At 62.8% G+C, this 13,030-nt stretch carries 11 protein-coding genes; 5 read left to right on the top strand and 6 right to left on the bottom strand.

The window, feature by feature from the left end:
* Nucleotides 1-92: 92 nt before the first annotated feature.
* Complete coding sequence (locus ACNFBR_RS13010) at nt 93-2,276, top strand: ATP-binding protein (RefSeq protein ID WP_416735269.1); 2,184 nt, start codon at nt 93-95, stop codon at nt 2,274-2,276.
* Between the two features lie 22 nt (nt 2,277-2,298).
* Here ACNFBR_RS13010 and ACNFBR_RS13005 read toward each other — a convergent pair whose 3' ends face one another.
* Nucleotides 2,299-2,931, bottom strand: a complete 633-nt coding sequence (locus tag ACNFBR_RS13005) for a LysE family translocator (RefSeq protein WP_416735268.1) — start codon at nt 2,929-2,931, stop codon at nt 2,299-2,301.
* A gap of 66 nt (nt 2,932-2,997) precedes the next feature.
* On the bottom strand, nt 2,998-3,612 hold the full coding sequence (locus ACNFBR_RS13000; RefSeq protein ID WP_416735267.1) for a LysE family translocator: 615 nt from the start codon (nt 3,610-3,612) through the stop codon (nt 2,998-3,000).
* A gap of 111 nt (nt 3,613-3,723) precedes the next feature.
* Here ACNFBR_RS13000 and ACNFBR_RS12995 point away from each other — a divergent pair, with 111 nt between their 5' ends.
* A complete protein-coding gene (locus tag ACNFBR_RS12995; RefSeq protein WP_416735266.1) occupies nt 3,724-4,176 on the top strand; it encodes an Lrp/AsnC family transcriptional regulator in 453 nt (150 codons plus the stop codon).
* A gap of 411 nt (nt 4,177-4,587) precedes the next feature.
* On the top strand, nt 4,588-6,000 hold the full coding sequence (locus ACNFBR_RS12990; RefSeq protein WP_416735265.1) for a purine-cytosine permease family protein: 1,413 nt from the start codon (nt 4,588-4,590) through the stop codon (nt 5,998-6,000).
* A gap of 110 nt (nt 6,001-6,110) precedes the next feature.
* Here the strand turns inward: ACNFBR_RS12990 and ACNFBR_RS12985 are convergent, their stop codons facing one another.
* The 4 genes from ACNFBR_RS12985 to glnT all read right to left on the bottom strand — a co-directional run bounded on the left by ACNFBR_RS12985 (nt 6,111) and on the right by glnT (nt 10,454).
* Nucleotides 6,111-7,430, bottom strand: a complete 1,320-nt coding sequence (locus tag ACNFBR_RS12985) for an FMN-binding glutamate synthase family protein (RefSeq protein WP_416735264.1) — start codon at nt 7,428-7,430, stop codon at nt 6,111-6,113.
* A 15-nt stretch (nt 7,431-7,445) separates the two neighbouring features.
* A complete protein-coding gene (locus ACNFBR_RS12980; RefSeq protein ID WP_416735263.1) occupies nt 7,446-8,120 on the bottom strand; it encodes a protein glxC in 675 nt (224 codons plus the stop codon).
* Between the two features lie 27 nt (nt 8,121-8,147).
* Nucleotides 8,148-9,053 (bottom strand): class II glutamine amidotransferase, encoded by a 906-nt coding sequence (locus ACNFBR_RS12975; RefSeq protein ID WP_416735262.1) that lies wholly within the window; start codon nt 9,051-9,053, stop codon nt 8,148-8,150.
* A gap of 66 nt (nt 9,054-9,119) precedes the next feature.
* A complete protein-coding gene (gene glnT, locus ACNFBR_RS12970) occupies nt 9,120-10,454 on the bottom strand; it encodes a type III glutamate--ammonia ligase (RefSeq protein ID WP_416735261.1) in 1,335 nt (444 codons plus the stop codon).
* Between the two features lie 347 nt (nt 10,455-10,801).
* Between glnT and ACNFBR_RS12965 the strand changes: the two genes are divergently transcribed.
* Nucleotides 10,802-11,395 carry a helix-turn-helix domain-containing protein gene (locus ACNFBR_RS12965; protein ID WP_416735260.1) on the top strand — a complete coding sequence of 198 codons (594 nt, stop codon included), beginning with the start codon at nt 10,802-10,804 and terminating at the stop codon, nt 11,393-11,395.
* Between the two features lie 295 nt (nt 11,396-11,690).
* Complete coding sequence (locus tag ACNFBR_RS12960; RefSeq protein WP_416735259.1) at nt 11,691-12,620, top strand: DMT family transporter; 930 nt, start codon at nt 11,691-11,693, stop codon at nt 12,618-12,620.
* The last annotated feature ends 410 nt before the right edge of the window (nt 12,621-13,030 follow it).

The following is a 13,030-nucleotide window of genomic DNA, read 5'->3' as shown; positions in this document are numbered from 1 at the left end:
AGGCAATGGGCTGACCGCTACAAAACACTCGCAAATCACGCCAGCTCAGTGCATCTTTTTAGCTTCTCAAGCAAAAGGATCGGCACCAGGCCATGGCGAAATGGTTAGACGGCGGCGGCTTGATGGCCGAACGCATCCGCAACCACGACTGGGCACGGACCAGCCTCGGCCCGCTCGAGGCCTGGCCAGATGCACTCAAGACCACCGTGGCGCTGTGCCTGGCCTCGCGCTTTCCACAGGCCGTGTTGTGGGGGCCCGACTTGTTTACCCTGCACAACGACGCGTTCCTGCCGATCCTGGGTCAGAAACCCGAGGCCTTGGGCATCCCATTCCGCGAAGTCTGGCAAGAGGCCTGGGCCGACATCAGCAGCTTGGCCGAGCGCGCGCTGGCTGGCGAAGCGGTGTATATCGAAGACTTCCCGTTGACGATCGACCGTAACGGCGGCCCCGAGCGGGCCTATTTCACCTTCTGCTACAGCCCGATTCGCGGCCATGATGGCGAGGTACTGGGCATGCTCGACACGGTCACCGAAACCACCGCCAGCGTGGTCACCAACCAACGCCTGAACTTTCTCGACAACCTCGGGCGCGCCGTGACCGAGGCCACTGACCCGGACCAGATCATGGCCATCACCACGCGCATGCTGGTCGAGCACCTTGGCCTGTCCAGCTGCGCCTATGCGGTAATGGAGCCGGACCAGGACGGTTTCACCATCTGCGGCGATGCGGTGGCCCCCGGTTCACCACGCCTGGTGGGCCAATATCACCTGCGTGACTTTGGTCGGCTGGCGGTCAGCCGCCTGCGCAGCGGCCTGGCCTTGGTGATCAATGACAATCTTCGCGAACTGGACGCTGATGAGGCGGCGACATTCCAAGCCATCGGGATTACCGCCACTATCTGTATGCCGCTGATAAAGGGTGGCAGGCTGACCGCGCTGATGGCCATACACGATCGTGTACCTCGGGTTTGGACCGACTACGAGCAAGCGCTGATCAACGAGGTGACCGAACGTTGCTGGGCGCATATTCAGCGGGTACAGGCCAATGCCGAAGTGCGCGAGGCGATGGCGGCACTGGAAGCGCTCAACGCTACCCTGGAGCACCGTGTCGAAGAGCGCACTACCCAACTGCTGCACACCGAGGCCGTGCTGCGTCAGACGCAAAAGCTGGAGGCCATTGGCCAACTGACGGGTGGCGTGGCCCATGACTTCAACAACCTGCTGACCATTATCCGCTCGTCGCTGCACTTCCTGCAGCGCCCCGACCTTGATGTGAAACGCCGCGAACGCTACCTCAAGACCATGTCCGACACCGTGGACCGCGGCGCCAAGCTGACCGGCCAACTGCTTGCCTTCGCCCGCCGCCAGGCCCTCAGCCCACAAGTGTTCGAGGCCGGGCCACGGCTGGAAGCCATGGCCGACATGCTCGACACCGCCACCGGCGCACGCATCCAGGTCGAGCTGAAGCTGCCGCAGGCGCCCTGCCATATCCGCGCCGACCTCAGCCAACTGGAAACGGCAGTGATCAACCTGATGCTCAACGGCCGTGATGCCATGGCCGGCGAAGGCGTCTTGCAGTTGCGCCTGCAAGCCGACCAGCGTCTGCCCGCCCTGCGCGGCCAGGCATCACAACCAGGCCCGTTCGCTGCAATATCGGTAAGCGACAGTGGTGTCGGTATTGCCAGCGAGTTGCTCGAACGCATCTTCGACCCGTTCTTCACCACCAAGGCCCCAGGTGAAGGTACCGGGCTTGGCTTGTCACAGGTGTTCGGTTTTGCCAAGCAGTCCGGGGGCGATGTTCAGGTGCATAGCACACCCGGTAAGGGCACCACCTTTACCTTGTACCTACCGCAGGAGGATCCGCCTGCGGCCTCGCCCGAAAACGCCTCGGCCAGCGGCCAGCCGCAGGCACAGGGCGAGCGTCGACGAATACTGGTGGTAGAAGACAACCCCGACCTGTGCAGTTTCACGGCGCAGATCCTCGAGGACCATGGTTACCGGATCAGCTATGCGCGCTCGGCAGAAGAAGCGCTAGCGCAGCTGACCGGCCCGGCGGGTCATTTTGATGCGGTGTTTTCCGATGTGGTGATGCCCGGCATGGGCGGGCTGGCGCTGGCCCGTGAGCTGCGTCGCCAGCGCCCACAGTTGCCAGTGATCCTGACGTCGGGTTACAGCGAGGCGATCGCTGAAGGCGGGCATCAGGGGTTCACTTTCCTGGCCAAGCCCTATTCGGCAGAACAGGTGTGCCAGATACTCGGGAAAGTACTGGGCAACTGAACCCTTGCATCGTCAAGGGCGCTCAACGGCGCCCTTCTGCCAACATGCGCACGGCAAGGCCCGCCAGCACCGTCCCCATCAACCAACGCTGAACCTGCTGCCACAGTGGGCGCCCAGCCAGGAACACAGCGATGGAACCGGCCATGATCGCGATCATGGCATTGACCGTGACGCTGATGGCAATCTGTGTCGAACCCAGTACCAGCGACTGCAGCAGCACGCTGCCATGACCCGGCTCGATGAACTGCGGCATCAGCGACAAGTACATGACGGCAATCTTGGGGTTGAGCAGGCTGGTGGCAAAGCCCATGGTGAACAGCCGCCGTGGGCTGTCAGCGGGCAGCTCACGCACTTGGAAGGGTGAACGGCCACCGGGCCGCAGCGCCTGCCAGGCCAGGTACAACAGGTACAGCGCGCCGCCGATGCGCAGCGCGTCGTAGGCAAAGGGAACGGCCATTACCAGCGCCGTGATACCCAATGCGGCGCAGAACATGTAGATGACGAAGCCCAAGGCCACACCGCCAAGGGAAATCAACCCGGCCTTGCGGCCCTGGCAGATCGAGCGGGAGATCAGGTAGATCATGTTCGGCCCTGGGGTCAGGACCATGCCGAGGCAAATCAGGGCGAAGGTGAGCAGTTGCGTGATGTCAGGCATTGAGCACATCCTGGTTGTGCGTTGGGGTGTGGCGAGTGTATCCGAAGCCATTTGCAACGGGTGAAATCAGTTGATTTGCCCAGCAATCAAGCCCAGGGCCACGGCAATCATCGCCACCCCCGACACCCGCCCGACCAGCTTCGCCGCCTCCGGCCGGGTGCTCAGCACTGCTTTGGCGCCATAGCCGACCAGCGAGTAGATCACCAGCGAGCTGCACAGGTGCACCAGCCCCAGCAGCAAGATCTGCAACGGCACCGGCCAACTCGACTGCGGGTCGGTGAACTGTGGCAACAAGGCCAGGAACAGCAGGAAAACTTTAGGGTTCAGGCCGCTGACGCAAAACCCCTTCAACGCCCAGCGCGAGCCAGACTCCCCTGTACCGCCCTGCCCGGCTGCCGGCAGTGCCGGGCTCAGCAACAAATTAGCGCCCAGCCACAGCAGGTAGCTGCACCCCGCCAGGGTCAACAAGGTCAGCGCCAACGGGTGGCCCGCCAGCAGGCTGCCGACCCCGGCAGCCACCACCAGCGTGGCCAGGAAATGCCCCGACAACATCCCCGCCACCGCTGGCATCACCCAGCGCCCGCGCATACCTGCCGAGATGGCATAGGCCCAATCCGCACCCGGGGTGATCACGAACAGCATCGACACGGCCCAAAATGCCGTCAGCACACTGATAGCCACTTGAATCTTCCTTATCTACTGCGTTGGGATGTCGAAAGATTACGGATTCCGCCCGGGGATTTTCTTTCGTATATTCCCTGTCAGCATTCATTTACTGGAAGATTCTCCCCCATGGACCGAACAGATCGAAAAATCCTTGCCCAGCTGCAAAAAGATGGGCGGCTGTCGGTAACCGAACTGGCCGACCGCGTAGGGCTCAGCCTGTCGCCCTGCCACCGGCGCTTGAAGGCACTGGAAGAGTCCGGGGCGATCCTTGGCTATCACGCCCGCCTGGCACCCAGTGCCCTGGGGCTGAACTTCGCGGCGCTGGTGTTCGTGACCCTGCGCGAGGTGACCCGCCAGCCGGTGGCGGATTTCGAAGCAGCGTTGGCGGAGGTCCCGCAGATTGTCGAAGCGCAGCGGCTGTTTGGCGACCCGGATTATCTGCTGCATGTGGTGGCCAAGGACCTGCCAGCGTTTCAGAAACTGTATGACGAGCAACTGACCAGCATTCCCAATGTGAAACGCCTGAGTTCGACCCTGGTGATGAAAGAGGTGATCCAAGACCGGTTGTTGCCGATGTAGCTGTTTGCTGCTGTGCTGGCCCTTTCGCGGGCTCCCCGCTCCCACAGGTTCACCACCGGTGCTGAAGCTGCGCCATACCTGTGGGAGCGGGCGAGCCCGCGAAAGGGCCGGCACAGGCAACCATTCAGCTGCCCTGTAAATGAGCACGATGCACCGCCAAAGCCCACCACAGGCTACCGGCAAACAGCTCACCCCCTCTATCCCAGGCCTTTCCGTCAGCTGGCACCCTCCTTGCTTCCGTCACCCGCTTAAGCTTTTGTCAGCCTTAGGTTTTTTAAGGCCTATGGGTACATATTTACTAATTTCTCGTTATCCCCGCGCCCCGCATCATCGCTCCAACAAGAACGCGTCGCCCATCGCCGGCACGCCCCCGGGCAGCTCCCGATGCCCTACCTTGCCTTGGAGTCAGTCATGACCAGTGCAGCCAATTCGGCACCCCTGATAGAAAAACACACAATCGGCTACGTGCCCCCGCAAGACCGCCATGGAAAGGTAAGGGATCTGTTCACACTGTGGTTCGGCGGCAACATCGCGCCGCTGCCTATCGTCACCGGCGCGCTGGGTGTGCAGCTTTTCCACTTGAACCTGGTGTGGGGCGTCATCGCCATCCTGGTCGGTCACCTGGTCGGCGGCGTGCTGATGGCGCTGCACTCGGCCCAGGGCCCGCAAATGGGCATCCCGCAGATGATCCAGAGCCGTGCACAGTTCGGCACCCTCGGTGCGCTGCTGGTGGTGGTGATCGCCGGCGTCATGTACATCGGTTTCTTCGCTTCCAACATCGTCCTCGCCGGCAAGTCACTGCATGGCGTGGTCGATGCCGTTCCGGTACCTGTGGGCATCGTCATCGGTGCGCTGGGCTCGGGCATCATCGGCATCATCGGCTACCGCTTCATCCACGTGCTCAACCGCATCGGCACCTGGGTGCTGGGCATTGGCATCGTGGTTGGCTTCGGCTACATCTTCACCCATGTGCAGAGTGACGATTTCCTCACCCGCGGCGGCTTCAACCTGGCCGGCTGGCTGGCCACCGTGTCGCTGGCGGCACTCTGGCAGATCGCCTTTGCGCCCTACGTGTCGGACTACTCGCGCTACCTGCCGGCGGATGTGAAAGTCAGCTCGACGTTCTGGACCACCTACCTGGGCTCGGCCCTGGGTTCGAGCCTGTCGTTCATCTTCGGCGCCGTGGCGGTGCTGGCGATCCCGGCGGGCATGGACACCATGGACGCGGTCAAGCTGGCCACCGGCACCCTGGGCCCGATCATGCTGGTGCTGTTCCTGCTCAGCGTGATCAGCCACAACGCCCTCAACCTGTATGGTGCGGTGCTGTCGATCATCACCCTGGTTCAGACCTTCGCCTACCGCTGGATCCCCACCGCCAAGAGCCGCGCGGTGCTGTCATTGATCGTGCTGGCGGCCTGCAGCGTGGTAGCGGTGTTCGCCTCGGCAGACTTCATCGGCCACTTCGTCGACATGGTGCTGGTGCTGCTGGTCGTGCTGGTGCCGTGGACGGCGATCAACCTGATCGACTTCTATGCCATTCACAAAGGCGACTACGACATCCAGTCGATCTTCCAGGTCGATGGCGGTATCTACGGCCGTTACAACCCGCAGGCGCTGATCGCTTACGCCGTAGGTATTGTGGTGCAGATCCCGTTCATGAACACGCCGCTGTATGTCGGCCCAATTTCCGAACACATCAACGGGGCTGACTTGTCGTGGCTGGTGGGGCTGGCGATCACCTCGCCGCTGTACTGGTGGCTGGCCAGCCGTGACAGTGCCTACCGTCGTCGGCAGATGAGCGCCAAGTTGGCAGCCGTGGCTTAACCTGCACTGGCCGTTTCGCAGCACAAGGCTGCTCCTACACAAGCACCGCGCCCCCTGTAGGAGCGGCCTTGTGCCGCGAATGGGCCGCACCGCGGCCCCCGCTGTTCAACTCAATACTGCCCCGGCACCCAGCCAGTCCCCGCCAACGGCACCCGCGCCATCGCCGCCGCCTCCACGGTCAACGCCACCAGGTCTTCCGGGTCAAGGTTGTGCAGGTGCGACTTGCCACACGCCCGCGCCATGGTCTGCGCCTCCAGCACCAACACGCGCAGGTAGTTCGCCAGTCGCCGCCCCGCCTCTTCCGGATTCAGGCGCATGGCCAGCGCCGGGTCCTGGGTCGTAATGCCAGCTGGATCGCGACCGTTTTGCCAGTCGTCATAGAAACCAGCGGCCGAGCCAATCCTCTTCAGCTCACTGTCCAGACGTGGATGGTTGTCCCCCAGGGCGATCAGTGCCGCAGTGCCAATAGCCACCGCATCAGCCCCCAACGCCATGGCCTTGGCTACGTCGGCGCCGTTGCGAATCCCCCCCGAAACAATCAACTGCACCTTGCGGTGCATGCCCATTTCCTGCAGCGCCTGCACCGCCTGCGGGATGGCCGGCAGAATAGGAATGCCGACATGCTCGATGAACACTTCCTGTGTCGCTGCAGTACCGCCCTGCATGCCGTCGAGCACGATCACGTCAGCACCGGCCTTCACCGCCAGCTTGACGTCGTAGTACGGGCGGCTAGCACCGATTTTCACGTAGATCGGCTTTTCCCAATCGGTGATCTCGCGAATCTCGGCAATCTTGATCGCCAGGTCGTCCGGGCCGGTCCAGTCCGGATGGCGGCAGGCGCTGCGCTGGTCGACGCCGACCGGCAAGGTGCGCATGCCGGCCACTCGCTCGGTCACTTTCATGCCCAGCAGCATGCCGCCACCGCCCGGTTTGGCGCCCTGGCCGAGGACGATCTCGATGGCGTCGGCCTTGCGCAGGTCGTCGGGGTTCATGCCGTAGCGCGATGGCAGGTACTGATACACCAGGTGCTGCGACTGGCCGCGCTCTTCCGGGGTCATGCCGCCGTCGCCAGTGGTGGTGCTGGTGCCGGCGATGGTCGCACCACGGCCCAGCGCTTCCTTGGCATTGGCCGACAGCGCACCGAAGCTCATGCCGGCGATGGTCACAGGGATTTTCAGGTGGATCGGCTTTTTCGCAAAGCGGTTGCCCAGCACCACGTCGGTGCCGCACTTCTCGCGGTAGCCTTCCAGTGGGTAGCGCGACACGCTGGCGCCCAGCAGCAGCAAGTCGTCGAAGTGCGGCACGCGGCGTTTGGTGCCGCCACCGCGAATGTCGTAAATGCCGGTTTCGGCCGCACGCTGGATTTCCTGGATGGTCAGGCGATCGAAGGTGGCCGACTCACGCAGTACCAGGGGGAATTGCTCGCTCATGGGAATGCTCCTGGCTCAGTACGCGCTAGCGTTGTCGACTTTGAAGTTGTACAGCTGGCGGGCCGAGCCGTAGCGTTTGAAATCGGCGGCCTCATGGTCGAGGCCGGCTTTTTTCAGCAGGTCCTGCAGCTCTTGCAGGTGTTCGGCGCGCATCTCTTTTTCAATGCAGTCCGAGCCCAGCGACTGCACCGTGCCCTTGACGTAGATGCGCACCTCGTACAACGAATCGCCCAGCGCATCGCCGGCGTCGCCGCATACCACCAGGCGCCCGGCCTGGCCCATGAAGCAGCTCATGTGGCCGATGCTGCCGCCCACCACGATGTCCACGCCCTTCATGGAAATACCGCAACGGGCACCGGCGTCCCCCTCGATCACCAGCAACCCGCCATGGGCAGTGGCACCTGCCGCCTGGGAAGCACTGCCCTTGACCCGTACCGAACCGGACATCATGTTCTCGGCCACCCCCACACCGACGTTGCCATGCACGGTGACACTGGCCTGCTGGTTCATGCCGGCGCAGTAGTAGCCGGCGTGGCCTTCGATATCCACGGCCACGGCGGCGTTGATGCCCACGGCCAGGTTGTGCTTGCCATCAGGATGGGTCACCCGCCATGGGTGGTCTTGCACCTCGCCGTGCAGGGACTGGTTGAGCATACGCACCGAAGTGCTGGAAAGGTCGATCGTCTTCATAAGGTTCTCCAGGGAGTCGGTGACAGGTCAGGCGCTTTCGCGCTCCCAGACGTACAGCGTGGCCGGCGCCGGCTCCCAGACCTTGGCGTGCTCGATGCCCGGCAAGCTGGCCAGCGCCTGGTATTCCGATGCCATGGCCACGTAGTCGTCGGTTTCGGCCAGTACTGCCGGCTTGCAGGCGATCGGGTCGCGAATCACGGCAAAGCCGTTGCGGGTGCCGATGGCGAAGGTGAAGAAGCCGTCCAGGTCTTCCAGCGCGCCATCCAGGGCCTGGGCCAGGCTGTCGCCCTGCTGCAGGCGCCAGGTCAGGTAGCCGGCGGCCACTTCGCTGTCGTTGTCGGTCTCGAAGTTGATGCCTTCGCGCTTGAGCGCCTGGCGCAGGCGGAAATGGTTGGACAGCGAGCCGTTGTGCACCAGGCACAGGTCGGCACCGGTGGAGAATGGGTGGCTGCCTTCCAGGGTCACGGCGCTTTCGGTGGCCATGCGGGTATGGCCGATGATGTGGCTGCCTTTCATGCCGGCCAAGCCGAAGCGCCTGGAAATTTGTGCTGGCAGGCCCATGCCCTTGAGAATTTCGATGCGCTGCCCGGCGCTCATGATGCGCACATCGGGGGCCAGTTCGGCCAATGCGGCGCGAGCAACGGCTTCTTCGGTATGCACCTTGAGCACGGCGGCACTGGCGTTCTGGAACCCGTCCAGCGAACAGCCCAGGCGGCCTTCGAGTTGGCCCATCAGGGTGGCCCAGGGGTAGTTGATGTCAGTGGCTTGCAGGGTCAGCTTGACCCAGCCGTCGGCCACTTCATCGCCGTAGATGGCAAAGCCCGCGCTGTCCGGGCCACGGTCGGTCATGGCTTCGAGCATGGGTTCGAAGAGCTTGCCGAGCTGGGCTTGAAGCTCGGGCTTTTTCAGGTACAGGCCTACGATTCCACACATGGTGATGCTCCTTACTAGGCAGTGGGCGAGCGCTTTGGTGCTGACCGCCCAAGGGATTGGGGGCAGTCAGAAAAACTCGGTGTAGCGCTGAACTTCCCAGTCGGAAACGTGACGGCAGTACTCCACCCACTCCATGCGCTTGAGCTTGATGAACTCGTCGACGATCTCGGTGCCCAGCACCTCGCGGAACAATGGGTCGGCTTCGAGCGCGTCGACCGCTTCCTTCAGCGATTGCGGCAAGGTCTGGATGCCGCGTGCGGCAATTTCTTCCAGGCTGAGGTTGTAGAGGTTCTCGTTGCACATCTCGCCCGGTTCCAGTTGGCGGTCGATGCCATCGAGGCCGGCGGCGATGATCGCGGCGGTGACCAGGTACGGGTTGCAGCCAGCGTCTGGCAGGCGGAACTCCAGCCGGCCATAGGGGATGCGTACCATCGCCGAGCGGTTGTTGGCACCGTAAGCGACAAATGCCGGGGCCCAGGTGGCGCCGGACAGCGAGCGGCCAACCACCAGGCGCTTGTACGAGTTGACCGTAGGCGCGGCGAAGGCGCACAGCGCCGGGCCATGGGCCAGCAGGCCTGCGGCAAAGTGATAGGCCAGCTTCGACAGGCCCATGCCACTGCTGTCGGACGGGTCGTGAAACAGGTTCTTGTTGGTGCTGCTGGCCAGCGACAGGTGAAAGTGCATGCCATTGCCGGCGCGCTTGGGGTCGGGCTTGGGCATGAACGAGCAGATCATCCCCAGGTCGTTGGCAATCTCGCCAGCGGCCATGCGGAAGAAGGTGAAACGGTCGGCCGACTCCATGGCGTCGCTGTAGGTGTAGTTGATCTCGAACTGGCCGTTGGCGTCTTCATGGTCGATCTGGTAGATGTCGAAACCCACCGGTTGCAGCGCCTCGGTCAGGCGTTCAAGGAACAACCGCGAGCGCGACAGGCCCTTGTAGTCGTAGCACGGCTTGTCGAGGTTGTCGGAGGTGTCCACCAGTTGCAGCTTGCCGCCCTCGTCGCGGCGGAACAGGCTGAACTCGGGCTCAAGGCCGGTGTTCAGGGTCCAGCCGTTGTCGGCCAGGCGCTGCACCTGCCGCTGCAACACGTAGCGGCTGTCGTAGGGCCACGGCTGGCCGTTCACATGGCCCACGCATACCACACGGCCATAACCGGGCTGCCACGGCACCGGAATCAAGGTGGCCAGGTCGCCACGGGCCATGAAGTCCGGGCCGTGTGGTTCCATGCCCATGCCGCAGATGGCGAACCCGGCAAAACCGGCGCCCTCCTCGGCCACCATCTTCAGGCCCGAGACCGGCACCGATTTGGTCTTCGCCGAGCCATGGATATCGACGAACTGCGCCAGCACGTACTTGATGCCGTGCTGATCAAGGGTGCGCTGGGTTTCTGCTGGCAACATGGGTTGAACACTCCTGGGCGAGGGGCAATGATTCCGCATGAGAAATTTAATTTCCTCACAGGAATGCAATGCGCTTGCCAACTCTTCCAGGACGCTCGTTGTGGGTGGCCTGTACGGGCCTCATCGCGGGCAAGCCCGCTCCTACAGGGTACGGCGCGAAGCCCATGTAGGAGCGAGCTTGCCCGCGATGAGGCCAGCACAGCTCACGCCAAACCCAGCCAGCTTTTTGTGCTCTATTTATGGGAAACTAGTTTTCGTCTGAGGAAAGACGCGCTCAACGCAGCTGCATTTCGCACTTACCCAGTGCGAAAATTTTATTCTTGAACTGAAACCGTGCAGGACATTCGATGCCGACCGAAACCCAACCGCGCCTTCGCCTGGAGCAATACCTGGGCCTGCAGATCAAGCGCCAGCGCCAGGCCCAGTCCCTCAAGCTCGCCGACGTGGCGCGCATCGCCGGCATCAGCCAGGGCATGCTGAGCAAGATCGAGAACGCCCAGGTGTCCACCAGCCTCGACACCCTCAGCCGCCTGTGCGATGTGCTGGGCATGCCGATGGCCAAGCTGTTCAGCCAATATGACCAGCCCGACGGCAATGCCCTGCTGGTAAAAGCCGGTGAAGGGCTGGAGGTGGTGCGCCGTGGTACCGAGAAGGGCCACACCTACCATTTGCTCAATCACGCCAGAGGGCCGAAGAAGCACTTCGAGGCCTACATGGTGAGCATGGACGACGCCAGCGAAGAGTTCCCGACCTTCGCCCACCCAGGCACCGAGTTCCTTCATTTGCTGGAGGGCGAACTGGTGTACCGCCACGGCAACCAGCTCTATCACATGCACGCCGGCGACAGCCTGACCTTCGACGGTGAAACCCCGCACGGCCCGGAGCAACTGGTGCAGGTGCCGATTCGCCTGCTGTCGATCATGAACTACGGCGACGAGTAAGGCGGCGCTGCAAGGCAACGACCGATGTCGCGATCAGACAAGCACACGTCGCCCGCAATCGGCTGCAAAACCCTGTATACAAAAATAATACACACATCGACCAGCCCCGCGCCGTGGGCTGGACGATGTGGTAACCGCGAGTAAAACAGCCTCGCTTCACAATTCCAACGCTGTGGCGCCTTTTTGCACCGGGCAATTCGTCCGGGCTCATAACGATAAAACTCCCAGTACTAGAGACCCGCGCCGCGCCAGCCGGGAGTGTTTGCGCGCGCCACATTGTGAAGACTTGACTGCCATGATCGCGACTTCAATCCCTGTAGCCGGTGCTGCCACCGGCCACCGTAACGCCCTGTGCGTTGCCCATATCGCCGCTGTGCTGTTCGGCCTGACCGGTATCCTCGGTCACCTGATCGAAGCCGACGCCAGCATCATCACCTTCGGCCGCGCCACCTTTGCCTTCATTGCCCTGGGCTTCGTCGCCGGTCTCAAGGGGACACGCCTGCTCGATGCACTGACCCTGCGCAACCTGCCGGTACTGGGCCTGACCGGCGCCCTGCTGGCGACCCATTGGGTGACCTTCTTCATTGCCGTCAAGGTCGGTGGTGTAGCGGTTGCCACTTTGGGCTTTGCCAGCTTTCCGGCGTTCATCGCCATGGTCGAACGCGGCGTGTTCGGCCAGCGCATCGGTGCGGTGCAAGGCGTGCTGTTGCTGATGGTCACAGCCGGCCTGGTGCTGGTAGTACCCACCTTCGACCTGCTCGACAAAGGCACCCTCGGCCTGCTTTGGGGGTTGGGCTCGGGCCTGGCGTTCGCCTTGCTGACCGTGGCCAACCGCCGCAATGCATCGAGCATGAATGCCATGCAGGTCGCCTTCTGGCAGAACGTGGTGGTGGCCGCACTGGTGGCGCCGTTTGCCTTCACTCACCTGGGCAGCACCAGCCTGGGCGGCAGCGACTGGGTCAACCTGGCATTGCTGGGCGTATTCTGCACCGGGCTGTCGCAGTTCCTGTTCGTCAAAAGCCTTGAAGGTCTGGAGGCACGCACGGCCGGCATGATCATCGCGCTGGAGCCGGTGTACGCGATCATCGGGGCGTGGTGGTTGTTTGGAGACCAGCCGAGCCTGCGCATGGCGGCGGGGGCTGCCCTGATCGTGCTGGCGACCCTTCTGGCGGCAGCGCGCAAAGCGCCGGCAGAGCAAGGGGATACCAGCCGCTGCGCGCATTGAAGGATTGCCCTCGGGGCAGCTCAACGCATGCTGCAACTGCTCAGCGAATAGGAGAACGCTTGGCCCCTAGGTTAAAACGGCCTGGGCGCTGTTGGGGGAGCGGGTGAATCATTGTGTTCAGGCTTCTGGTCATTACGCACCCCTCTAGCGACTACGCTCCATGCTGAATCTTCCAGCTTCGCTCGATTGTGCAGAGCAGGGGGAAAATAGTCGCGCTCTAAATCAGCTTCGGTCACTTTATAAGCTTGGTAATTCCTGACCCCACGGGCGGGCTGATAATCTTCGATGCCTAATATAAAGGGCGGCGGCGAAAACTGAGTGCAACACCTGACCTTTCCGGTACGGTGCTGTCCCTATGTCTTATTCCGAACTCAGCGTTGAAGAGCGCGCCACCATTCAAATCGGTCATG

The organism is Pseudomonas sp. NY11955 (assembly GCF_048068035.1).
Lineage (GTDB): Bacteria > Pseudomonadota > Gammaproteobacteria > Pseudomonadales > Pseudomonadaceae > Aquipseudomonas.
This window is presented reverse-complemented; position numbering and strand designations above follow the sequence as displayed.

Bases quoted from the DNA above. Each gene is read 5' to 3' on its own strand.
- ACNFBR_RS13010 (WP_416735269.1), top strand. From the start codon at position 93: ATGGCGAAATGGTTAGACGGCGGCGGCTTGATGGCCGAACGCATCCGC.
- ACNFBR_RS13005 (WP_416735268.1), bottom strand. From the start codon at position 2,931: ATGCCTGACATCACGCAACTGCTCACCTTCGCCCTGATTTGCCTCGGC.
- ACNFBR_RS12995 (WP_416735266.1), top strand. From the start codon at position 3,724: ATGGACCGAACAGATCGAAAAATCCTTGCCCAGCTGCAAAAAGATGGG.
- ACNFBR_RS12990 (WP_416735265.1), top strand. From the start codon at position 4,588: ATGACCAGTGCAGCCAATTCGGCACCCCTGATAGAAAAACACACAATC.
- ACNFBR_RS12985 (WP_416735264.1), bottom strand. From the start codon at position 7,430: ATGAGCGAGCAATTCCCCCTGGTACTGCGTGAGTCGGCCACCTTCGAT.
- ACNFBR_RS12980 (WP_416735263.1), bottom strand. From the start codon at position 8,120: ATGAAGACGATCGACCTTTCCAGCACTTCGGTGCGTATGCTCAACCAG.
- ACNFBR_RS12975 (WP_416735262.1), bottom strand. From the start codon at position 9,053: ATGTGTGGAATCGTAGGCCTGTACCTGAAAAAGCCCGAGCTTCAAGCC.
- glnT (WP_416735261.1), bottom strand. From the start codon at position 10,454: ATGTTGCCAGCAGAAACCCAGCGCACCCTTGATCAGCACGGCATCAAG.
- ACNFBR_RS12965 (WP_416735260.1), top strand. From the start codon at position 10,802: ATGCCGACCGAAACCCAACCGCGCCTTCGCCTGGAGCAATACCTGGGC.
- ACNFBR_RS12960 (WP_416735259.1), top strand. From the start codon at position 11,691: ATGATCGCGACTTCAATCCCTGTAGCCGGTGCTGCCACCGGCCACCGT.